The sequence below is a fragment of the Pedobacter suwonensis genome, assembly GCF_044762335.1.
Classification (GTDB): Bacteria; Bacteroidota; Bacteroidia; order Sphingobacteriales; family Sphingobacteriaceae; genus Pedobacter.
Map to the genome: position 1 here is coordinate 31,239 of NZ_JBIWEB010000020.1, position 23,211 is coordinate 54,449.

Annotated in this window: 16 protein-coding genes; 9 read left to right on the forward strand and 7 right to left on the reverse strand. The window is 39.4% G+C overall.

Annotated elements, in window-relative coordinates; translation table 11 throughout:
* Positions 1–190: 190 nt before the first annotated feature.
* Both ACIQXP_RS21700 and ACIQXP_RS21705 read left to right on the forward strand, forming a co-directional pair.
* Complete coding sequence (locus ACIQXP_RS21700) at positions 191–2,011, forward strand: sensor histidine kinase (protein ID WP_293742372.1); 1,821 nt, start codon at positions 191–193, stop codon at positions 2,009–2,011.
* Between the two features lie 159 nt (positions 2,012–2,170).
* Positions 2,171–2,866 carry a response regulator transcription factor gene (locus ACIQXP_RS21705; protein WP_293742371.1) on the forward strand — a complete coding sequence of 232 codons (696 nt, stop codon included), beginning with the start codon at positions 2,171–2,173 and terminating at the stop codon, positions 2,864–2,866.
* A gap of 94 nt (positions 2,867–2,960) precedes the next feature.
* Here the strand turns inward: ACIQXP_RS21705 and ACIQXP_RS21710 are convergent, their stop codons facing one another.
* A complete protein-coding gene (locus tag ACIQXP_RS21710; protein WP_387507774.1) occupies positions 2,961–3,809 on the reverse strand; it encodes a menaquinone biosynthesis family protein in 849 nt (282 codons plus the stop codon).
* Between the two features lie 118 nt (positions 3,810–3,927).
* A complete protein-coding gene (gene mqnB / locus ACIQXP_RS21715) occupies positions 3,928–4,551 on the reverse strand; it encodes a futalosine hydrolase (RefSeq protein WP_293742369.1) in 624 nt (207 codons plus the stop codon).
* A 205-nt stretch (positions 4,552–4,756) separates the two neighbouring features.
* On the opposite strand from mqnB, the gene ACIQXP_RS21720 reads away from it, so the two are divergent.
* From ACIQXP_RS21720 to ACIQXP_RS21735, 4 genes are all read left to right on the forward strand, one after another.
* Positions 4,757–5,167, forward strand: coding sequence for a 6-pyruvoyl trahydropterin synthase family protein (locus tag ACIQXP_RS21720; protein ID WP_387507772.1), 411 nt, complete (start codon positions 4,757–4,759; stop codon positions 5,165–5,167).
* 12 nt (positions 5,168–5,179) lie between these two features.
* A complete protein-coding gene (folE, locus tag ACIQXP_RS21725; RefSeq protein ID WP_090983580.1) occupies positions 5,180–5,815 on the forward strand; it encodes a GTP cyclohydrolase I FolE in 636 nt (211 codons plus the stop codon).
* A gap of 79 nt (positions 5,816–5,894) precedes the next feature.
* The gene (gene fabD / locus ACIQXP_RS21730; RefSeq protein WP_387507770.1) at positions 5,895–6,776 is read left to right on the forward strand and encodes an ACP S-malonyltransferase; all 882 of its coding nucleotides are present in this window, start codon (positions 5,895–5,897) and stop codon (positions 6,774–6,776) included.
* An 89-nt stretch (positions 6,777–6,865) separates the two neighbouring features.
* A complete protein-coding gene (locus tag ACIQXP_RS21735; RefSeq protein WP_387507768.1) occupies positions 6,866–10,597 on the forward strand; it encodes a sensor histidine kinase in 3,732 nt (1,243 codons plus the stop codon).
* 40 nt (positions 10,598–10,637) lie between these two features.
* Here ACIQXP_RS21735 and ACIQXP_RS21740 read toward each other — a convergent pair whose 3' ends face one another.
* Positions 10,638–11,540 carry a hypothetical protein gene (locus ACIQXP_RS21740; protein ID WP_293742366.1) on the reverse strand — a complete coding sequence of 301 codons (903 nt, stop codon included), beginning with the start codon at positions 11,538–11,540 and terminating at the stop codon, positions 10,638–10,640.
* 204 nt (positions 11,541–11,744) lie between these two features.
* On the opposite strand from ACIQXP_RS21740, the gene ACIQXP_RS21745 reads away from it, so the two are divergent.
* Entirely contained in the window at positions 11,745–13,289 is a 1,545-nt protein-coding gene (locus ACIQXP_RS21745; protein WP_387507766.1) for a glycoside hydrolase family 10-like protein, read from the forward strand.
* A 6-nt stretch (positions 13,290–13,295) separates the two neighbouring features.
* On the opposite strand, the gene ACIQXP_RS21750 is transcribed toward ACIQXP_RS21745, so the two are convergent.
* The 3 genes from ACIQXP_RS21750 to nagB all read right to left on the reverse strand — a co-directional run bounded on the left by ACIQXP_RS21750 (position 13,296) and on the right by nagB (position 17,651).
* Positions 13,296–14,315, reverse strand: coding sequence for a LacI family DNA-binding transcriptional regulator (locus tag ACIQXP_RS21750; RefSeq protein WP_293742364.1), 1,020 nt, complete (start codon positions 14,313–14,315; stop codon positions 13,296–13,298).
* Between the two features lie 39 nt (positions 14,316–14,354).
* Complete coding sequence (locus ACIQXP_RS21755; RefSeq protein ID WP_387507764.1) at positions 14,355–15,515, reverse strand: acyltransferase family protein; 1,161 nt, start codon at positions 15,513–15,515, stop codon at positions 14,355–14,357.
* Between the two features lie 210 nt (positions 15,516–15,725).
* Positions 15,726–17,651, reverse strand: a complete 1,926-nt coding sequence (gene nagB, locus ACIQXP_RS21760) for a glucosamine-6-phosphate deaminase (protein ID WP_293742362.1) — start codon at positions 17,649–17,651, stop codon at positions 15,726–15,728.
* Positions 17,652–17,802: 151 nt separating this feature from the next.
* Between nagB and ACIQXP_RS21765 the strand changes: the two genes are divergently transcribed.
* The gene (locus ACIQXP_RS21765) at positions 17,803–18,999 is read left to right on the forward strand and encodes an anhydro-N-acetylmuramic acid kinase (protein WP_387507761.1); all 1,197 of its coding nucleotides are present in this window, start codon (positions 17,803–17,805) and stop codon (positions 18,997–18,999) included.
* 140 nt (positions 19,000–19,139) lie between these two features.
* Here ACIQXP_RS21765 and ACIQXP_RS21770 read toward each other — a convergent pair whose 3' ends face one another.
* Positions 19,140–19,886 carry a DeoR/GlpR family DNA-binding transcription regulator gene (locus tag ACIQXP_RS21770; RefSeq protein WP_293742360.1) on the reverse strand — a complete coding sequence of 249 codons (747 nt, stop codon included), beginning with the start codon at positions 19,884–19,886 and terminating at the stop codon, positions 19,140–19,142.
* A gap of 237 nt (positions 19,887–20,123) precedes the next feature.
* On the opposite strand from ACIQXP_RS21770, the gene ACIQXP_RS21775 reads away from it, so the two are divergent.
* Complete coding sequence (locus tag ACIQXP_RS21775) at positions 20,124–23,207, forward strand: SusC/RagA family TonB-linked outer membrane protein (protein WP_387507757.1); 3,084 nt, start codon at positions 20,124–20,126, stop codon at positions 23,205–23,207.
* The last annotated feature ends 4 nt before the right edge of the window (positions 23,208–23,211 follow it).

The window sequence follows — 23,211 nt, forward strand, 5'->3', positions numbered from 1 at the left end:
TCGGCATTTTTTTTGACCCGCCAGACCTTCGGAGTTTATATGCCCCACGCCGGATAGACATCGGAAGTCTTCCCGCTGTTAAAATATGTTAAAAACAAACACTTCGCTCTACTAATCAGTATTTTTGATATCTGTTTAAATTTAAGAAGATTATGCCCGGTTTTTTTGTTTTTAAAAACCGATCTGGTTTATGAAGAAAAGAAGTTTTTGGCTAATTACGGTTTTAATGACGGTTGCGCTGCTTGGCGTATTCGTAATGCAATTGTATTACATACGGGAATCGTATAAACTCAAATCACAGCTTTTTGATGAACAGGTAAATCAAACACTAACGTCGGTTGTAAATAAACTACAGCGTAGAAATGTTGCCGACCACTTAAACCGCAAAGATGCTGAGAATAAGTTAAAGCAGTTGCAGGATTCCAGACAGCGTGCACTGGATATTAAGGATTTACGGCAACAGTATGCGCAGGAAGCAGAACTGCGGCAGGCGGAGCGCGAAAACCAGATTGAGAGCTACCTGAACCAACAGGACAGTATTATCCGGGTATCTTATCGTGCACCAAATGTGATTTCTGAACGGGAATATACCTCATTGAGTTCGGAAAACGGCGATAAACTGGATTTGCAGATGGATGCCATCATTGACATTAAGAGCCTGATCTTGAAGGGTTATAGCATGCGTACCAAGCCTTTCACCGCGCCACCCAAAACATTCGAGTTTAAAAGTCTACAGAGTTTACCTGATACATTGAGATATCTGGTTTTTGATCCGAGGGATGGTAGCCCGGGTTTTGCAAACGTTCCAAAAATTCCGAACGATTTACAGAAAAAATTTCAACGTGAGGATGAAATTGAACGTAAAAAATTGGCGCTTAAAATTGCAGCGCTAGGTAAGGATACTTTCTCGTATACCCGTTCAAGTGTAGTTGAGGATGTATCCAAAGAAATGCAGGAAACCAATGTGCCTATTTATAAGCGCATTAATTTTAGCGCTTTGGGCCGTTTATTAAAACAGGAACTCTTAGCCAATAACATTACGTTAGTGCCTTCTTACCGGATTTCGCTTGCCCGGAAAGATTCAACCATTTTTATGATGGCATCTCATGTTAAAGGAGCGTTTTTGCCGGAAAATACGTATAAAACGCCTTTGTTCGGAAATGATATTTTTCGCGATCCCGGCATGCTAGTCGTCAGTTTTCCAAACAAAAATTCAGCTATTATCGCTAATTTGAGTGCTACGCTTGCATCGTCAATTGGTTTGTTGTTGGTGCTGGTTTTCATCTTTTCTTATACCCTTTATGCTATTTTGAAGCAGAAGAAACTGTCGGAAATGAAAACGGATTTCATTAATAACATGACGCATGAGTTTAAAACGCCTGTAGCAACGATTATGATTGCCAGTGAGGCCTTAAAAGATCCGGAAGTGACAGAAGATAAGGCACGGTTGAAACGTTTGGCCGGGATCATTTATGACGAGAATGTTCGCCTGGGAAGCCATATTGAGCGTGTTTTAAGCATTGCCCGTTTAGAGAAGGGAGAGCTTAAAATGGAGAATACAGAAGTAGACGTAAACGACTTGATTGTGATTGTATTGGATAGCATGGAGTTGCAGCTACAGAAAAGGAATGCCATAATTAATGTGCATACCGATGCAGAAAATGCTGTGGTATATGGTGACGAGCTTCATTTATCTAATGTCATTTATAACCTGATTGATAATGCGAACAAATACAGTCGTGATACCCCTGAGATTACCATTACTACCCGTAATGCTGGTAATAATTTAGTTATCGAAATAACGGATAAAGGCATTGGCATGACCAAAGAGCAGTCAAAAAGGATTTTTGATCAGTTTTATCGGGTGCCAACCGGTAATTTACATGATGTTAAAGGCTTTGGCCTGGGTTTAAATTATGTTCACGATATTATTAAAAAACTGAACGGGACGGTTAAGGTTAGTAGTGAAAAGGATAAAGGAACAACGTTCGAAATATCTTTACCTTTATAACACAGAAATGTTGATACGAAGGCTAAGTTTATAGGTACAGCAAAAATGAAGGAGGCTATATAGTGGCGTATTAATCTGATCATAATGGTAAAACCATCACATATCCTCAATCCAATACTAATTTGGCTTTAAAGCCATTTATGTAATAAAAACAAGAAAATGAAAAAAATACTTCTGGTAGAAGACGACCCAAATTTAGGTTTATTGTTACAAGACTATCTGCAGCTGAAAGGTAAGTTTGATGTGGTGCTTTGTACTGATGGGGAAGATGGGTTAAAAGCATTTAATAAGCAAAATTTTGACTTATGCATTCTGGACGTGATGATGCCTAAAAAAGATGGCTTTACCTTAGGTAAAGATATAAGAAAGGTAAACACACAGGTGCCTATTATTTTTGCAACGGCTAAAACCATGTTAGAAGATAAATCTGCTGCTTATGATCTAGGTGGAGATGATTACATTACCAAGCCTTTTCGAATTGAGGAGCTTTTATTGCGCATTAACGCGATGTTTAAGCGGATAGCAAATAAAACAGATAACAATGATGAGGTGGCCGAAACGCAGTTTTCTATTGGTCGGTATCATTTCGATTATACCACTCAGATTATCACCGATAATGATCATCAGCAAAAACTATCTACCAAAGAGGCTGAGCTTTTACGGCTACTGTGTTTGAAAAAGAATACCGTTTTAACCCGTGAGGAAGCCCTGTTAAGCATTTGGCACGATGACAATTACTTTAACGGAAGAAGCATGGATGTATTTTTAAGTAAACTGCGTAAGTATCTCAAGGCCGATCCTTCGGTTGAAATTATTAACGTACACGGAAAAGGTTATAAGTTGCTGGTGAGTTAGATCAGTGTTAAATGTTGGAATGTTGTAAAGTTAACATGTTCTTGGCGCCAAAATCAACTTTCCAAACATTAAACCTTACAACTTTTTACTCCTCTTAAATATACAGGTTCTCCTGAATAGCCGGAATCATGCCACGTTCCTGTGCCAGTTTAAACAAGGTATCAACTGCTTTACGGCCTTCTTCGCCAAGGTTGATGCTGTATTTATTTACATACAGTTCGATGTGTTTGTACATCACGCTTTCTTCCATGGCCTGCGCATGCTGGCGGATAAAATCGATACCTGATTTTGGATGGGCAAAAGCAAACTCAACGGATTGGCGGATCAGGCGGTTAACTTTTAGCTGTACCTCGCGGTCTAAATTGCGGTTAATCACAATTCCCCCTAATGGAATAGCGCAACCGGTAAGTTTTTCCCAATAATCACCCAGATCAACAATCCTGGTCAAACCCTTGTCCTGATAGGTAAACCTGTTTTCGTGGATGATCAGGCCTAAATCAATCTGCTCATTAATCAAGGCTGATTCAATTTCTGAAAATACAAGTTCTTGTTTGTTTTGCAAGTGTGGATAGGCAATTCCCAATAAGAAATTGGCGGTAGTATATTTTCCGGGTATCCCGATTTTGAGTTTATTGTTTAGCGTTTGGAGTTGAGGATCATCTGGACCTTCAAATTGTTTTTTGCTGATCAGTAAGGGGCCGACACCGAAGCCCAGGGCGCTGCCGGCATCTAATAAAGCGTACTGATTAGCTACGTAGGCAAATGCATGGAAACTTAACTTGGTAATATCTAATTCGCCCCTAAGTGCCTTTTGGTTTAGGGTTTCAACATCATCATAGTAAACCTCAAATGTTAATCCTTCCGTATCAATTTTATGGTGAATGAGCGCATCGAAAATAAATGTATCGTTAGGGCAGGGAGAAAATCCAAGTGTAAGTTTCATCTATTTATTTTTTTGTTTTCAGTTGTTAGATGGAACCAAACACAATTAAAATAATTATTTCAATTGTGTTTGGTTCATAAACCAAAATTAAGTACTGCGGCAAACTAATTGGTCATAATCAGTTCATTTCTCCAATAAACGCGATGGCCCAGTCGTTTAAGTTCTTAATGGCCAAGCCAATTTTCCAATTGTCTTTATTTCTGGGTTCTACATAATTAGAGATGCTTCTGATCTGCAAACTTTTAATGTTTAACTGTTTACAGGCATAAAAAACAGCAGCACCTTCCATGCTTTCAGTAGTTGGATTTAACCGGTTTATCAAATTTTTGATGCTTTTCTCACTTCCTGTTACACAGTTTACGGTAATGCCGCTAACAGTGGGCAGGCTAATGTTTTCTGTTGTTGTTGAAGTATAGTGGTTCTCCCCAAAACCTAAATCTACGATGGTCAGAAATTCATCTTCATTCTCTGCACCCAATTCAGCAAAGGTATCTTCAGTAATATTTAGTACGGTACCTAAGGCGATATCACGGTTGAAGCTGCCGGCGATGCCTAAATTGACCACCAGGCTATATTTAGATGAAAGATATCTTCCCAAGGCAAAGGCTGTTGCTACCATTCCAACTCCGGTAATCAGCAGGTCAAAATTTTTACTTTCAACAAAATCAGTGTCGGGTAAATTAAAGTGCTGGTATAAGAAGGTAAGTTCAGCTTTTGTAGCCGCAACAACTAAGGTTTTCATTAAGTAAAGTTAACGAAATAAGTGGAATGTAAGATGGATGAGGAAAACAGGACCAGTATAACCTGTGATAAAAAATGTAAAATGTAAGATGGAAGATGGAATGTGAACAGATCTAGGATGAATTTCGGCAAGACACATCTACATCATCCATTATCCGCCAAACATCATCCATTTTATCCGTATATTTGTATTTTATTTTATAGTAATGATTTACATAACGAGAAAAGCATCATTTAATGCGGCGCACAAATTGGCGCGTACCGATTGGGATGATGATAGAAACAATGAAGTTTTTGGTAAATGTGCCAACCCGAACTGGCATGGCCATAATTACTGGTTATATGTTACCGTTAAGGGCGAAGTAAATCCGGAAACAGGTTTTCTGGTTGATTTAAAATGGCTGAAAGACGTAATGAATGACTATGTGGTAGACAAGGTTGATCATAAAAATTTAAATCTTGATGTGGATTTTATGAAAGGCAAACTGGCTTCGACCGAAAATCTGGCCATCGAAATCTGGAAACAGCTTTGGGGGCCGATCGAAGCTAGCGGCGCAGTTCTGCATTGCGTAAAAATCTATGAAACCGAAAATAATTTTGTTGAATACTTTGGTTAAAAACCCAAATTAATGAGCAGTAAAGACATATTAAAAGGCGAATCGAGAGACGGCTATGTAAAAATAGACCGCTATAACGAAAATAAAATTGAAGCGGTAGCCTCACATTATAAAGATATTCTTAGTCAGTTGGGCGAAAATCCGGAGCGCGAAGGTTTACTAAAAACGCCTGAGCGTGTAGCTAAAGCATTGCAGTATTTAACACATGGCTACGATTTAAAGCCAGATGAAATCCTAAGGTCAGCCATGTTTGAAGAGGATTACAGCCAAATGGTGGTGGTTAAGGATATTGAGGTTTATTCGATGTGCGAACACCACATGCTGCCATTTTTTGGCAAAGCACATATTGCTTATATCCCTAACGGGCATATTGTTGGTTTAAGTAAAATTCCTCGTGTGGTTGATGCTTTTGCACGTCGTTTACAGGTACAGGAACGCTTAACGAATGAAATCAGAGATTGTATCCAGAATACCCTTAGCCCGATGGGTGTGGCGGTAGTGATGGAGTGCAGGCACTTATGCATGTCTATGCGTGGAGTGCAAAAGCAAAATTCGGTCACCACAACATCGGCCTTTACGGGCACCTTTTTAAGTAACGATAAAACAAGAGCCGAGTTTTTGAGGTTAATTACCGCGAGTTTAGATTAACCCCCATCCCCATAGAGGGGTATGGATTTAACAGTAATTTTAATTAAATATTTAATTTCCCCTTTAGGGGATTAAGGGTATGAAAGCATACATTTTTCCCGGACAGGGAGCACAGTTTGTAGGTATGGGTAAAGATCTTTATGAAAACCCAAAAGCTGCAGCATTATTTGAACAGGCCAACGAAATTATTGGTTTCCGCATTAGCGACATTATGTTTAGCGGAACAGATGAAGAACTTAAACAAACAAATGTAACCCAACCGGCAATTTTTTTGCATTCGGTTATTTTAGCCAAGGTTTTAGGTGATGATTTTAAACCGGATATGGTTGCGGGTCACTCTCTAGGCGAATTTTCGGCTTTGGTTGCTGCAAATGCATTGAGCTTTGAAGATGGATTAAAATTGGTTATTGCACGTGCAAATGCTATGCAAAAAGCATGTGAGGCACAACCATCAACCATGGCGGCAATTTTGGGTTTAGCTGATGAGGTGGTTGAAAAAATCTGCGCAGAGATTGATGCCGTGGTAGTGCCAGCAAATTATAACTGCCCTGGCCAATTGGTTATTTCAGGGAGTATTGAAGGTATTGATTTGGCTTGTGCCAAATTAACGGAAGCAGGAGCAAAAAGAGCGTTAAAGTTGAATGTTGGCGGTGCATTTCACTCCCCTTTAATGGAACCGGCAAAAATTGAATTACAGGCTGCTATTGAAGCCACTAACATCGCATCTCCAATCTGCCCGGTTTATCAGAATGTTGATGCCAGGCCATATACAGACCCCGCTGAAATAAAAGCCAATTTAATTAAACAATTAACCGGTGCTGTGCGTTGGACACAAACAGCAGGCAACATGCTTGCAGATGGCGCAACTGAATTTGTAGAGGTTGGTCCGGGCAATGTATTGCAGGGATTGGTTAAAAAAGTAAGCCGCGAAGTACAGACAAGCAGTGCTGTTTTAGCTTAATTTATTCAAATAGAATGAATAGTGCCAACGCCATAAACGAGAAGTTTATGGCGTTGTTTTTTATCAATATTTAATATCTTTATCCGTAGATGAAAATGAGCTTTGGTATAAAAATAAGATTTCTATTGCTTGTTTTGGGCTGTTGCCTTATTGTAACCTCTATTTCGCTGAGCAGGTTTACCACTAAAAGTGAACTGTTAGAACACGATGGAGCGGAAATCCAGCAAAACCTTTTGCTTAAAGAAAAAGCCGTACAAACATTTTTGGCCAATAAGCAGGAAGTGGCTAAAGCCAAACAGTTTCATCTGAACCCTAAAGATGCCATTGATTTCATTACAACCTATCGCGAGAGTAATGGAATAAATTTATTGACCTTTGAAAATAACCAGCTCAAGTTCTGGAGTACTTATAAAGTTTCTGAAATAGACCCGGCTACTTTAAAGGAAGGCAGTTCGGTACTGTTTTTTTATAATGGCTGGTATGAGGTCATTAAAAGTACGCAGGGCAATTTCAGTCTTGTTTTCCTGATTTCCATTCAATCACAATATCCTTTTAAAGAAACCAAGTATTTTAAGAGTGATATTGACCCTATTTTATCCAAAACAAAAATACTAACCTTTGCCTCTTTTACAGATAAGGATGTTTATGTTATCAAAAATCTGGAAAATAAGTTTTTATTCGGATTAAAGGTAAAACCTGGTTATGCTGAAACCCATTATTCAGGTACACAATTGTGGTTGTTTGTTGCGGGCATGTTGTGCATCTGCATGTTCTTCAATTCTTTAAGTTCATTCATTGCCAGGCGTGGCCATATTGTTTGGGGTACGTTTTTGCTGTTGTTTTTCTTTTTGGCTTTTCGGTTAACAGATCTGTATTATGGATGGTTCAACCACCGGTTTACCTTGGATCTGTTTGATCCGAGGATATATGCAGATAATTTTCTGATGCCTTCTTTAGGCGATTTTCTCTTAAACGTTATCGCGCTCACCTGGCTACTCCTTTTTATGTATAATCATAAGGAACAATACAAATTTCCGGAATGGATTAAGCGGAGTAAAACAATCGGAATTATTATCCAGGCTGTGTTAATGGTATTGATAGGGCGAATTGTTTGGGATACAGATGATATCTTTTTTGGATTGATATTTAACTCGAAAATTAATTTTGATATCGTTAATATCCTTAAGCTTAGCGGAACAAGCTGGGTAGGTATTGTGATTTTATGTTTGGCATGGTTTCAGATTTACCTGATCACCGCTATCTCAGCAACGGTAAGCAGCCAGTTAAACGTAAGCAACAGGATGCGCGTAATTATCTTCCTGTTCGGCTTTACTGGCGTTTTTATCTACAAGTTAGTGGTAGGTTTCAATGCATTTTTTATCGTTTTTTCACTCGTATTATTTATTGTGGCGAGGGCTGTTTATTTAAAGGAGAAGAACTTTTCAATCGGCATGTTTGCCATTGTGTTTTTCTGTCTCGCTTTCAATACATCTATTAAGTATACCAAGTATAAAGACATTAAAGAAAGAAGTTTACGTGAACCTCTGGCCAGAAAAGTACAATCTTCTGAAGATCCGAATGCTATTGTTGCTTTAGGTACTTTAGGCAATGAAATTGTTAAAGATAGCTTTCTGACGAGCTACTTTAGTCAAAATAGGGAAGGTAATTATGCTGTGCTCAAAAATCACATTAAAGATTATTTAGATGGCTATTTAAGCCGCTACGACTATCAGATCTATCCCTATAACAAACTGGGGGCAGCAATCGAAAACGCTGATACACCCCCGATCGATAAGTATAAAAAGCTAGTGGAGGCTGGTTCAGTTAAAATAGATGGATCTAACTTTTTTTATCAGGTAAACAATACATTTGGTTATCAGGATTATTTTGGAATCATCTCAGTGGTAAACAATGGTAGTTTACTGGGTACACTGGTTATCGAACTCAGGTCCAAACCATATAATTATAATAACCGGCTACCCGATCTTCTCGGAGATCAGAAAATGATCAAAGACGAAGATTTTAAAGGTTATTCTATTGCTTTATACAGCAATAATAAATTGCTGAATCAGTCGGGAAACTATACCTATCCTTTAGATGGAAGCATATTTAAAGGTAAAAAGGACGATTTCATCATTAATAATGATGATGAGCAGCATTACAGCCATTTGATCTATAAGCCTACTGAAAGCAAAATGGTTGTGATTAGCAAAGAGAAAGTAGATTATGTAGAACGTTTGGCCGCCCTGTCGTTTTTCTTTTTGATATTTATCATTTTCTCCCTGGTGCTCTATGGTTTAATATGGTTAATCAAAAATCTCGATGATGATAAAGTAGGCTGGTTTAGCATCAACAGGTCTTTAATGATTAATGCCAATAAGATTTTGTATAAAACCAGAATCCAGGTATCTATTGTATTGGCTGTAGTGGCCACATTGGTTATTGTGGGTTGGGGAACCTACTACTATATGAACAATGAATATCGCGGACAGCAAGACACGATATTAAAAGATAAGATAAGAAAAGTTCAGCAGAATTTTGAAAAGCAGGTGTTCAGCAATGGTATTATTGCAAACGATGAGAATGCCGCAGCAGATTTTAATAATTTTGCCGATATCAATAATGCTGATTTAAACTTGTACGATCTGAGGGGAAACCTGATCATGACCACTTATCCCAAGCTGTATAATTATAAAATTATTGGTAAGAAAATGGGACCAAAAGCGTTCTTTTCATTAAGTGGTCTGCACCGTTCAGAATATATTAACCCTAAGGAGAACATTGGAAGCTTAATTTATGCTGCCGCCTATGCCCCCATCAGGAATGCCCAGAACAAAACGATTGCTTATATCGGTTTGCCGAACTATTCTAACGAAGAGGAGTATAGCGATAAACTGGCACTTTTTGTAAGTAACCTGATTAATCTGTACGCGCTGGTATTTGTAGCTATTGGCGTATTGGCTGTATTTTTAGCTAATCAGATTACTAATCCTTTAACCTTCATTCAGGAGAGTATCAGTAAGACCAAAATAGGGCAGAAGAACGAGCCCATTGTTTGGCGGAGGCATGATGAAATCGGGTCTTTAATAAAGGAATACAACCATATGATTGCTGCTTTGGAAGAGAGTGCAATCAAACTGGCCAGATCAGAAAGAGAGAGTGCCTGGCGTGAAATGGCCAAACAAGTGGCTCATGAAATCAAGAATCCGCTAACCCCGTTAAAGTTAGGTGTTCAGTTGTTGGAAAAATCATGGAGAGAGAAAGATCCAAATTTCGAACAAAAGTTTAATAAGTTCAGCAAATCATTTATAGAACAGATTGACAGCCTTTCTAAAATTGCTTCCGAGTTTTCTAATTTCGCCAAAATGCCCGATACCAATCTGGAACGACTTTCTTTACTTCCAATTATCGAACAGGCAAGAGAAGTATTTAAAAGTACTGAAAATGTAACTATCGACGTGCAGAACAAGAGCGAAAAGGATATCATGATCCTGGCAGACCATGATCAGCTGCTAAGAACATTTAACAACCTGCTTAAAAATGCGATAGAAGCTATAGACGAAGAATCGTTATGCTGCATTACCATCATTATATATGCCGATATGAAAAATGCATATATAGAAATAAAGGACAATGGGAAAGGCATACCACCTTCACTGCAAGATAAAATATTTGTGCCGAATTTCACGACTAAGACATCGGGTACAGGCTTAGGCTTGGCTTTTGTTAAGCAGGCTGTAGAAAATGCTGGCGGTTCAGTTAAGTTTACCTCAATAAACGGTTTAGGAACAACATTCTATCTGAACTTTCCTTTGATTTAAGTTAAAATAAGGTAGATGGATTAATCTGATGGTGGATATGTTATTTCAACTCCACTTGCGCTTTGCCCATGGTATTGCCATCAGCATATAAAATAACGGTATATATCCCCTTTATAAATGGCTTGGGATTTGTCCAATCGATAACGTAGGTGCTATCGTCATTATTGTAATTGATAAAAATAGAATGGCTGAACTGCATATCCTGTCCGTCAGCCTCAAAATGGTTTTCCTCGTTGGCAAGCAGGTTTCCTGCCGGATCAAATACCCGAAGATAAATGTTATGATGCCCTTTTTCTGCCAACTGATTAGGTACAATGTTAAAACGTACGCTTAACTTTTGGGCAGTAGATGATTTGGTAACCTCAACTTTTTTGCCGCTTGATTTTGTTCTGAAAGCAATAATTTCGGCCCATTGTAACTTTAATGCTGCGGCCGTTTTAACTTTTGCATTTAAATTGGAGTTTTCGCTCTCTAAGTTCGCCGCCTTGTTACTGATGTTTCTGAGCGTATTTTGTAAGCTATCGCGGCTGTTTTTTAGGAAGATATTATCTTTCTGTAGCTGAATAATCTGATCGTTGTAGTTTTTTACAAATGTTTTCAGTTCATTAATCTTTGCATTGGCCCTGTCGATTTCGGCCTGGGTAATCTGATTCTTTTCTAAAGCTTTCTTTAACTCTTCTATTTTTGTTCGCGCAAGCTTCTGCTCCTCAATGAGTTTTTCGTTCAAATCAAGATTCAAAGCATTAACCTTATCAAGTTCAACCTCAATCTTTTCTACTTCAAGCCGGAGTTTATCTTTTTCTGCACTAACGGTAACAAATCTTTCACTTTGCTTTCGGTCTTTAAAAAACAAGTAAGCATTTGTGCCAATTAGAGCGGCAATAACGATGACAAGGAAGTAAATTTTGTTTCTATCACCCTTATTAATCTTTTGTGGTTCCATTTAATAACACTGTATCTTCTATAAATTAATATACTTTTGTTCTCCATAGGTAAATGGGGGTACACAATTAATTTTATCAAGGCGCAAATTAAAATTTTTAATAAAGTTATAAGAGTTTTTAAAAAAAATCGTTTACTTGCTAATGTTCAATTTGTATACAAATCTACACAAACACACAACCTGAAAAAAATAAGATAAGAAATAATGCTTAAAAACTTCCTATACGCACTTTTATCGCTAACTGTAATACCATATATATTAAATGCACAACCTTTATCAAAAATTGCACCAAAAAGGGAATTTAGAGGCGTTTGGGTGGCTACTGTTACCAATATAGACTGGCCGTCTAGGCCTGGGTTGACCATTGATCAGCAGAAGCAGGAGTTGATTGGTATTTTAGAAAGACATAAAAGCCAGGGAATGAATGCCATTATATTGCAGGTCAGACCCGCAGCCGATGCATTTTACGCGAAATCCAGAGAGCCCTGGAGCCAATGGTTAATGGGTAGGCAGGGCTTGGCGCCGGCACCTGGTTATGATCCTCTGGCTTTTGCCATCAAAGAAGCCCATTTCAGGGGAATGGAGCTGCATGCCTGGTTTAACCCTTACAGAGCCAGCATGAGTAGCTCGGCCGTGTTAAGCGAAAACCATGCTTATCGTAAACACCCCGAGTGGTTTTTTACCTATGGTGGTAAAAAGCAGTTCGATCCGGGTATTCCGGAAGTGAGGGAATATATCGTACAGGTAATTTTAGATGTAGTAAAAGGCTATGACATTGATGGTATTCACTTCGACGATTACTTTTATCCATATAAATTAGAAGGGCAAACCATTAATGATAACAATACTTTTAACAAATACCTTAATAATTTCTCAGACATAAAAGATTGGAGGCGCAATAATGTCGATCTGCTTATCAAACAACTTGATGATAGTATCCACCACTATAAAAAATGGGTAAAATTTGGGATCAGTCCGTTTGGTATCTGGAAAAATAAAAATGAGGATCCCGAAGGCTCTGCTACCAGCGGGCTATCTAACTATGCTGAACTTTTTGCCGATAGCCGTAAATGGGTGAGAGAAGGTTGGGTGGATTACATTAATCCTCAGATTTACTTTACGTTCACCAGAAGAGTGGCGCCTTATGGCGTTTTGGTTGACTGGTGGAGCAATAATACTTTTGGCAGACATGTTTATATCGGGCAGGGCGCTTACCTGGTAAACTCAAGGGCAGAAGCCGCGTGGAGAAACCTGAGCGAAATACCGAGACAGATTAGATATCTGAGAGAGAATAGCCGCATTCAGGGCAGCGTATTTTTCAGTTCAAAATCATTAAGTACAGTTGCTAAGGCAGTTGGGGATTCGTTAAAGAACGACTTTTATAAATACCCTGCTTTGCCGCCGCAAATGCCATGGCTGGATGAAGTGCCGCCAAACGAACCTCAGGTTTTAACTGCCGATGCATTGAGAGATGGCGTACATTTAAAATGGCAGCTTCCATTGAAGGCAAAGGATGGAGAAACAGCTTCGGGATTTGTGATTTACAGATTTGATGAAGGAGAGAAAATTTCGATACTCGACCCGAAGAACATTGTTAAAATAAGCTTTGAAGATTATCTTTCATTTATTGATACGAGTGTAGAAAGCGGAAAACGGTACAGCTATCTTGTAACGGCATTAGATCGGTTAAAGAATGAAAGCGAGCCGAGTGGGCCTGTTGGTGTAGAAATTCCGCTGGCAAAGGAATAAAAGCTCTTAGTTTTTTTTATTGGTCGATTCTCTTTCTACAACACCCGGATCGAGCACAATATGTTCCATGTTGGCGTATGGGCTTTCCTGATTAATCATTTTCAGAAACATTTTAGCACATTCCTGGCCGATTTTTGAGGCATGCTGATCAATAGTGGACAGGTTGGGTGTAATGTAAGCGGAAAATGCTTCATTTGCGAAACCGATTACCCCTATTTGAGGTGGAGTTTCATTTATTTCTTTCAACTTTTTAATTACGCCTAAAGCCGTAAAATCATCACCCGCAATAATTGCATCGGGTTTATCACTGCTGCGCATTAATTTTCCTGCGCCAAACCGACCATCTTTGATAGATAAACCGCCAAAAATAATATGGTTTTTTATTACCGGAAGGTTATGGTCTGCCAAAGCTGCTTTGTACCCTTCTAACCGATCGTTAAATATTTTAATCTGGTGAACAGTGGTTACAAACGCAATTTTTTGATAACCCTGATCTATTAAGTGTTTTGTAGCAATATAACCGGCCTTAAAATCATCGAGTGTAACGGTTGGTACTTTTAAATCGGTGTTTACGCGGTCAAATAAAATCAGGGGCTTGTTTTGCTTGATAATTTCGCTAAAGTGGGCCGTATCTTCTGTTTCTAAAGACATTGAAGCCATAATACCATCTACCTGTGCTTCTAATAAAGTTCTTACGCCATTAATTTCATTTTCAACTGATTCATTAGACTGGTAGATAATCACGCGGTAGCCGCTGTCTTTCAGGCCATCCTCTATGCAGTGGATAATGGATGCAAAAAAATGTGCCTGTACACTTGGCACAATTACACCAATAATATGGGTTTTGCCGGATTTTAATGCCGATGCGAGTTTATTCGGGCTATAATTTAATTTTTTAGCCATTTCAACAACGGCTTTTCTGGTCGTATCACTTATCGCCGGAAAGCCACTGAGCGCCCGGGAAACAGTTGACACTGTAATGTCAAGCGCCTTGGCAATGTCGTATATGGTAGTTTTCTTTTTCAATTGGGTAAGAGAGGGACAATCAATTATAGCATTTTTTTACTAAACCTTAATGATAATGTTTTTTTTGTACATAAAATATAATAATACATAAAAACCAAGTATATAGGTTATGGCCCAAACCAGTGAAGCATTTATCGGGCTGAAAAATGGTGTATAACAAGTCTCGTAAACCCAAACCAGGATGCCTTTTTTGGTGCCATCTGTCTTGGTAATCCGAATGAGGTTTAATACTCTGGGCATTAATCCGGCCAGAAAGAAAACTGTAATGGCATTTACACCATACACAACAAAAGGGGTAGTGAATTTTTTGTAACCCTGCACATCAATGATCCAGTAGCAGAGCGCCAATCCAATAGAGGCCAGGCCACCTGTATATAACACAAAAGAACTGGTCCATAACGATTTGTTAATCGGAAACTGGAGGTCCCAGAGTAAGCCTAAAATAACTGCAACAATTCCAGTGGTAAACAACCAGGCCACTTTTGTTGGATTATCTACATCTTTTCTGCGCATCCAAACGCCAACCAGAATGCCAAATAAACAGGTACCTGTTGCCGGCAATGTGCTTAGAATTCCTTCAGGGTCCCAGGTTTTAGATGAAGCCCAGGTATGTGCCTCTGTTAAAATTCCACGATCAATCCAGGCTGCTAAATTTGTTTCTTTTTCCAAATTCGGGTATCCAACTCCCGGTACTGGGATAAAAGTCATTAATGCCCAGTAAACGGCAAGTACCACAATTAATGTTTTAAATATTGTTTTGTTCGAAAATTTAATGAAAATGATACTGCTGATTATGAAAACAATTCCTATTCTTTGTAAAACACCCAGTAACCTAACCGTCTTAAAAGCTTCGACAATGGTACTATCGGTTGTTAATGCACCGATGATTTTCCCGAAGATAGCTAGAAAGAAGCCCAGTAAATATAGGATAATACCACGCTTAACCGCTTTTATGATTGTTTTTTGATGTGTAGAGTGATCTGCTTTACTGTTGCTCATGGCAAAAGCGATGGAAACACCAACAATCCATAAAAAGAACGGAAAAATTAAATCGGTAGGTGTGCAGCCGTTCCATTCTGCATGCTCCAAAGGTGCATAAATGTGGCCCCAACTACCAGGGTTATTCACTAAGATCATCGCGGCTACGGTTAAACCTCTAAAAAAATCCAGAGATAGCAAGCGTTGTTTAGGTTCAGTCATGATTAGCTGGGTTTGGTTTAGCAAACTAATTTAGACTATTGTTCTTAGAATGAGAAATTACTTGCAAACTTTAGGCGGACAGCAGTGAGCAGTAAACTTCGTAAGTCTATGAAAAATTTTCGAAGTCTTTCCCCGTCCACGGTCTTTGAAACTTCGGAGGATAAAAAAATCCTGCTTTGAGCTAACAAAGCAGGATTGAATTATTTTTTATTAATCTTCAAATTTCCAGCGAACAAAAGCTTCCATCGCTTCGTATTCTGCTAGTCCAAGCTCGTCATAAGCTTTTGCCGTATCCCGGTTACGGTCTTCAGCCCGTTGCCAGAACTCTCTTGCGTCATCGCCAGGGAAAACCGCCCTGTCTTTCTGGCTCTGGTGTTTAAAAATCGCATATTTTTTGCGCTCAAGCTCTTGCGGAGAGATTGGAACAGCCATTTCGATTTCATGGGTTTCAAATTCATGCCATGCACCGCGATACATCCATAGCCAGCAATCCTGCGCCCAGGCTTCGGTTTTACGTAAGCGTTTCAGGGCTTCTAAAACAATTTTGAAACAAACAATATGTGTTCCGTGAGGATCTTCAAAATCACCGGCAGCATAAATCTGGTGAGGTTTTACCTGCTGCAACAGGGCTATTGTAAGTTCGATATCGGCGTCGGTTACCGGGTTTTTCTGAACTTTTCCGCTTTCATAAAAAGGAAGTGCCTGAAAGTGGATGTGATCATCTTCCAAGCCGCAATATCTTGCCCCGGCAATTGCTTCACCTTTTCTGATAAGCCCTTTAACCGTCTGGATCTCAGGAGTGTCGATCTGGTTTGGTTTTTTCTGCTCAATAAAGGTTCTCATATTGTTATAAAGCTCCTTTAACTGCGTATTGTCCATGCCCATTTTCTCTGTAAAATCTACATTAAATTCCACAAAACGAAGTGCATCGTCATCCCATACGGCAGTATTGCCTGAAGTTTGGTATGCTACATGTACATTATGCCCCTGATCAACCAGGCGTAAAAAAGTACCGCCCATCGAAATCACATCGTCATCCGGGTGAGGAGAGAATATAATCACATTTTTTTGAGCAGGTATGGCTCTTTCCGGACGTTGGGAGTCGTCGGCATTTGGTTTGCCTCCCGGCCACCCGGTTATGGTGTGTTGTAACTTATTAAAGATATGGATGTTGATGTTATAAACCGGTCCTTTTTCAGTAGCCAGTTGCGCCATACCATTATTGTTATAATCGTCTTCAGTTAATTTTAAGATAGGTTTTTTTAATGTATTGGCCAGCCAGATTACTGCCTTTCGGATCAAAGCATCTGTCCATATACAATCTTTAACGAGCCATGGGGTATCAAAACGGGTAAGTTCTGAAGCTGCGGGAGCATCAAGTATAAATTCTACATGATCAGAAAGCTGAAGGTATGTTGCCGGAACTTCACCCGAAATTTCGCCTTCAACAGCTTTTTTGATAATGGAAGCTTTTTTACGGCTCCAGGCCATTAATATAATTTCTCTTGCTTTGAAAATTGTACCGATACCCATGGTAATAGCCTTTGTTGGTACAAAAGTTTTTCCACCAAAATCGCGTGCCGCATCCCGGCGTGTCAAGTCATCTAAAGTAACTAAACGGGTGCCAGAATTTGGTGCAGAACCTGGCTCGTTAAACCCGATGTGACCAGTACGGCCGATTCCTAAAATCTGGATGTCAAGGCCGCCAAGATCGCCTATTTTCTTTTCATATTCCACGCAGAAAGCCGGAATATCTTCCAGTGCAAGCGTACCATCAGGGATGTGGACATTTTTTTTGTCAATATCGATATGATTGAAAAGGTTTTCGTTCATAAACGTCACATAACTCTGTGCCGCAGTTGGCGCCATTGGATAATATTCATCCAGGTTAAAAGTGATTACGTTTTTAAAACTCAAGCCCTCTTCTTTGTGCAGTCTAACCAGTTCGGCATAAACTGCAATTGGGGTAACACCTGTTGCTAAGCCCAGTACTGCAGGTGCGTTGTTTGCTTGTTTTGATTTAATGAGCCCGGCAATGCGATGTGCAACATTAATTGAAGCAATTTTTGGATTTTCGAACACGCTTACGGGTAATTTCTCAAAACGTGTCTCCTCCAGTAGATTTAATCTAGCCATTTTTTTTATATGGATTTTAATGTACGGAGCAGTAAATATAAAGAGTTATGCCCAATTTATAATAAAGGTTATTTACATTTATTGCGAGTATTTGCATAAAATCCATTAATGGGGTTACACAAACGTTTGATCTTTTTACGATAAAATCAATATGAACGCACAGATCCAAAAGTTATATTCTAAAGCAGGCAAGCCGGAACGGCTGATTATCGGGTTGATGAGTGGAACTTCTATGGATGGGCTGGATATTGCCCTTTGTTCGGTTAAGAAAAGTGGTGCCGAAACCGATATCAGGGTTTTAAAATTTAAAACAGGTGATTATACAGCTGATTTCAGGGCGAAAATAAAAGCCATATTCTCTAAAAAGGAAGTTGATCTACAATTGGTTTGCCTGATGAACGAGTACATTGCAAACACCCATGCCCAATTAATCAATGAAGCCCTAAAGGAATGGGGGTATAAAAGTGATGACATCGATTTTATTGCCAGCCACGGACAAACTATTTTCCACGCACCAAAATCTTTGCACCAACTGGCCGATTATCCTAATGGTACGTTACAGATTGGAGATGGCGACCACATGGCTGTTAAAACCGGAATAATAACCTTATCTGATTTTAGGCAGAAACATTTGGCTGCAGGTGGTGAAGGTGCTCCTTTAGCTGTTTATGGTGATTATCTGATGTTTTCAAAAGCGGGGGAAGATCGGGTAATGTTAAATATTGGAGGAATAGCAAATTTCACTTACCTGCCCGGGAGCACCGATGCCAGCGAAATTTTTTCGACAGATGTTGGGCCAGGTAATACGTTGATGGATCAGTATATGCAACAACAGTTTAATCAATTTTATGATAAGCATGCGGCTGTTGCCCGGAGCGGTCATTCAAATCCCGGCCTATTGGCGGCATTGCTCGATTGTGAATTCCTCATGTTGGATTTTCCGAAAACTACCGGGCCGGAATTATTTAACCTGGAATATTTGGTAAAGGCGCAAGAAAAATCTGCAACAACGCATTTAGGTCAGGAGGATGTAATGGCCACCCTATGTCATTTTTCCGCAGAAGCTATTTCCAATGCGATAAAACGTTGTTTTGGAGACGACGCCACGTTGCAGGTCTTTATGAGCGGGGGCGGGATGCACAATCCGCTGCTTATTCAGCTTCTTCAAATCAAGCTGCCATTTTGCAGATTCTTAAGCACTGAAGATCTTAATGTTAATCCTGATGCAAAAGAGGCTGTTTTATTCGCTGTTCTGGCCAATGAAACGCTATGCGGTGAGCCGATTGATTTCGGCAACCGGCAAGGTGTGCCATCGGTTTGCATGGGTAAAATCAGTTTGCCAAAGTAGGTTTGTGGACTAGTTTTCAGTATCTTAGTGTTCATTCGAAAGTTGAGCTGACACTCAGATTGGCACCTCGTACTTTCAGCTGTTTTGACTTTTCAATCATTTCAACTATCGGTAGATCAGTAAAAGATGGAAAATTAAGTTTATAAAATATTCAGCTCCTTTTGGCGGTAGGCCGAAAGCGATTCATGATCTATATCCAGCTCGGTAATTAAATAACTAATGCTTTCTATCGGACAAACTCTTAAGCGTAAAGCAATATTGAGTTTTTCTGAAATGCAAAGTACTACTGTTTTTTTTGCGCAGGCCAACATGGCTTTTTTAAGTTGGTTAATTTCCCAGTAGGTGTCGGTTAAGCCCTCTTCAGGATGGATGGCACTTGTTCCCATCAGGCATAAATCGGCTTTAATTTCCGATAGTTGAGTAATTACTTGTCCGCCGTAAGTTATTTGTGAATTTTTTGAAAACAGGCCGCCAATCAAAATCACTTCAATATTGTTGTATTTCGCCAGTTCTACAGCAACCAGCGGACTAATGGTAAAGAAAGTGGCTGATAATCCCTGCGGAAGCAGCTTTACAAACTCCAGAATTGTTGTTCCGCCACCGGTTAAAATCACCATTCCATCCTTGATCAGGCGAGCAGCTTTTTTGCCGATAGCAATTTTGCTATCGCGGGCATATACCGTACTGTCATCAAAAGAACTATGATACGACTTGGATAATGCACCTCCATGAACCTTATAGAGCAGGTTTTCGTCAACAAGTTCCTGTAAATCCCTTCTGATGGTATCTTCTGAAACATTAAGCTGCTGCACCAGATCGGAGGTTAACACGCGGTTGTGCAAATTAATCTGTCGCATGATGAAGTCGTGGCGTTCTTTTTTTAGCATAGTGATGTTTGGCTTAAGCGAAAGTATAAAAGATTTTTAGATTTTCTACATGCTGCGCGTTTTTGCGTGTTGATGCGTGTTAATGGGATTAGGTGCTGGTAAATAGTTTGTTAAATTGTTTTTTTATTCCAAAACATTTATGATATTAGCATAAAAATGCGTTATTATGCGTGTTTGGCAAACAACTATTTAACTAACTACAACTAACAAATCAATCATTCCTTAAACAGGCAGTTTATGAAAAAAAAATTACTACTAATTTTTATTGGTACGTTTTTGTTGCTGGCCCATGCTTTCGCGCAACAAATAACCGTTACCGGTAAGGTTACGTCTACTGACGGGCCTATACCTGGTGTTTCTATACGTGTGAAAGGAAGCACTGTGGTTGCACAAACCAATGCAGATGGAAATTATTCCATTAAAGCGTCAAAAACCGATGTACTTGTTTTCTCTTACATAGGTTTTAAAACACAGGAGAAAGCGGTTGGGGGAAATGCTTCCATCAATATAGTGATGGCCAGCGATGCCAGCAACCTTGAAGAGGTGGTGGTTACTGGTCAGGGAATTACCCGTAACAAAAAGGCGTTGGGTTATTCTGCTCAGATACTCAAGGGGGCTGAAATTGCTGATACACAACGCGACAACTTTCTTAATGCGTTGCAGGGACGGGTTGCTGGTGCGATTATCACACCTACAACCGGTTTGCCGGGATCTTCTTCGCAGATTATCATCAGGGGAGGTGTTTCACTGGATGGCGATAATCAACCTTTGTTTGTGGTAGATGGGCTACCAATCTCTAACAAAACGTTTTCTGATTACAGTTTGGTTGGACAAGGTAGTTTTAACCGTACTAATGATTACGGTAACCGTGTAATGGATATTAACCCGGAAGAAATTGAATCCATAACCATTTTGAAGGGACCTGAAGCGGCTGCATTGTACGGTACGGAAGGGGCTTCAGGTGCAGTTGTGATTACCACAAAAAAAGCTAAAGCGGGTACTGCGAGGGCTACATATAGCAACTCGTTCAGGGTAGAAAATATCTATCGTTTTCCTGATTATCAAACAGTTTATGGCGGCGGTGCTGGTGGTATATTTGATGAAGAAGTAAGGACACGAACTTATTTTGGAGCAAAATATCCAGAAAAGCTGCCGACCTATGATAACCTTCAAAATTTTTACCAAACAGGCTTCACGCAAAAACACAATGCCTCTGTAGAAGGTGGATCAGAAAAACTATCTGTAAGAACCAGTTTAGGTTATACAGATCAGAAAGGATATATTCCTGGTACCGGTTTTAACAGTTTGAACTTTAAGTTAAGTGGTGTTTCGAAAATCAGTGATAAATTAAGCCTTAATGCATCTTTAAATTTCATCTCGTCCAAAACAGATAAAACATATAGGGGGGCAGGTAGCCCGATGTTAAGTTCATTATCATGGCCCAGGGTTGATGATATGCGCAATTATATCGATCCTCAAACCGGAGGTAGGAGAATTTTAGGTACAAGCTTAGGTGCTGAATTGGATAATCCTTACTGGGGCGTAAATAAAAATCCTAATTACGACAAATTAAACCGCGTTTTAACCAATGTGAGTTTAGATTATACACCAGCCAAATGGGTTTCAGTTACAGGTAGGGTTGGCGCAGATATGTATGCCCAGACAGGTTTATCTGCTTATCACCCGCAATCCTACGCATCTAATGTGAGTGGTACGGTCTATTCTGGAGGAGGTATTAACACTTATCAGAATATCAAGCGTTTATTTAACGCGTCAGTTGTTGGTACCTTTAGAAAGGATTTCGGTAAGTTTAAACCTATTCTGAGGATAGGGGGGGATTTAACCGATGATGACGATGCTACCAACGCTCAGTTTGGAACAAGATTTTTTGAACAGGATTATTACAGTATCAATAATACCGATCCAACAACCCAGCGTGTAGCCTATTCTGATTTTGTTAAACGTAAATTTGGAGGTTTTGCACAGGCAGAGTTGGGTTATGATGAATTTCTTTACTTAACATTCACTGGTCGTGAAGATGTTTCATCAACACTTCCGGTTAAAAACAATAGTTTCTTTTATCCGGCAACATCTTTAAGTTTTGTCTTTACAGAGCTGCCTGCCGTAAAAAAATTAAACTGGCTATCCTTTGGTAAATTAAGAGCTTCGTGGGGTCAGTCTGGCAAAGATGCCAGAACAGCCTACATTACCAAAACCAAGCTTATTGCACAAACCACAACTGGCGGTGGTTTCGCTACAGATGTAACGGCAGGCAACCCTGATTTGGTTGCAGAATTTACCACCTCAAAAGAGGTGGGTATGGAATTGGGCTTTTTTAATAATAGATTGTCGTTCGATTTTTCATTGTATGAAAACCTTTCTGATAAGCAAATTACTGCACCACGTTTAAGTTATGCAACAGGTGCAATTTTAGGCTATATCAATAGTGGGAAAATCAGGAATAGGGGATTCGAACTACTGATTAAAGGAACACCTATTAAAACCGAAGATTTTACCTGGGATATTTCTGCAAATATTTCACGTAACCGCGGTTATATTCTGTCTCTTCCAGCTGGCCAGGATGTTTTCTACCTATCAGATACCTGGCTAACAGATGACGTTAGGGCGCAATACACGGTAGGCTCTTCAATTTCAGCATTTGCAGGTCAGAATTATCTTCGTAATAATGCCGGTCAGGTGCTGATCAATCCGAGTAACGGTATGCCGATACGCGATACCAATTTTACACCTATTGGCGATCGGGCTCCTGATTTTGGTGCTGGTGTCACCAATAGCTTCACTTATAAAAACTTTAACTTATCATTTCTGCTCGACATCAGGAAAGGCGGTGATATTTATAATGCGACAGAAGAATATCTCTATCAAAGAGGCTTGTCTAAGTTAAGTTTAGATCGCGAAACGCCACGCATTATTGAAGGGGTTTTCAGAGATGGTTTAGAAAATAGCGCTAATCCAACAAAAAATAATATAGTGGTAATTCCTTATATCACTACCTCTTACTATTCTACCTACTTTAATACTGCCGATTTTCTTCAAAAAGATGTGAATTGGATCAGATTAAAAGATATTACCTTGAGCTACAACCTTCCTAAAAGCTTATTTACAAAAAGTAAAGTAGTTAAAAATGCAAGTGTTTTCTTTACGGGTACGGACTTGCTTTTAATCACTAATTATAATGGAGTAGATCCTCAGGTAAACGGGCTCAATGCATCTTCAGGTGGTTTAGGTGGATCGGGAATCGATTATGGTTCTGCAGGTCAGCCAAGAGGTTATAATTTTGGTCTTAGACTTGGTTTTTAATTCG

Excerpts from the sequence above, each read along its gene's own strand:
- ACIQXP_RS21700 (WP_293742372.1), top strand. The coding sequence starts at position 191 with ATGAAGAAAAGAAGTTTTTGGCTAATTACGGTTTTAATGACGGTTGCG.
- ACIQXP_RS21705 (WP_293742371.1), top strand. The coding sequence starts at position 2,171 with ATGAAAAAAATACTTCTGGTAGAAGACGACCCAAATTTAGGTTTATTG.
- ACIQXP_RS21710 (WP_387507774.1), bottom strand. The coding sequence starts at position 3,809 with ATGAAACTTACACTTGGATTTTCTCCCTGCCCTAACGATACATTTATT.
- mqnB (WP_293742369.1), bottom strand. The coding sequence starts at position 4,551 with ATGAAAACCTTAGTTGTTGCGGCTACAAAAGCTGAACTTACCTTCTTA.
- ACIQXP_RS21720 (WP_387507772.1), top strand. The coding sequence starts at position 4,757 with ATGATTTACATAACGAGAAAAGCATCATTTAATGCGGCGCACAAATTG.
- folE (WP_090983580.1), top strand. The coding sequence starts at position 5,180 with ATGAGCAGTAAAGACATATTAAAAGGCGAATCGAGAGACGGCTATGTA.
- fabD (WP_387507770.1), top strand. The coding sequence starts at position 5,895 with ATGAAAGCATACATTTTTCCCGGACAGGGAGCACAGTTTGTAGGTATG.
- ACIQXP_RS21735 (WP_387507768.1), top strand. The coding sequence starts at position 6,866 with ATGAAAATGAGCTTTGGTATAAAAATAAGATTTCTATTGCTTGTTTTG.
- ACIQXP_RS21740 (WP_293742366.1), bottom strand. The coding sequence starts at position 11,540 with ATGGAACCACAAAAGATTAATAAGGGTGATAGAAACAAAATTTACTTC.
- ACIQXP_RS21745 (WP_387507766.1), top strand. The coding sequence starts at position 11,745 with ATGCTTAAAAACTTCCTATACGCACTTTTATCGCTAACTGTAATACCA.
- ACIQXP_RS21755 (WP_387507764.1), bottom strand. The coding sequence starts at position 15,515 with ATGACTGAACCTAAACAACGCTTGCTATCTCTGGATTTTTTTAGAGGT.
- nagB (WP_293742362.1), bottom strand. The coding sequence starts at position 17,651 with ATGGCTAGATTAAATCTACTGGAGGAGACACGTTTTGAGAAATTACCC.
- ACIQXP_RS21765 (WP_387507761.1), top strand. The coding sequence starts at position 17,803 with ATGAACGCACAGATCCAAAAGTTATATTCTAAAGCAGGCAAGCCGGAA.
- ACIQXP_RS21770 (WP_293742360.1), bottom strand. The coding sequence starts at position 19,886 with ATGCTAAAAAAAGAACGCCACGACTTCATCATGCGACAGATTAATTTG.
- ACIQXP_RS21775 (WP_387507757.1), top strand. The coding sequence starts at position 20,124 with ATGAAAAAAAAATTACTACTAATTTTTATTGGTACGTTTTTGTTGCTG.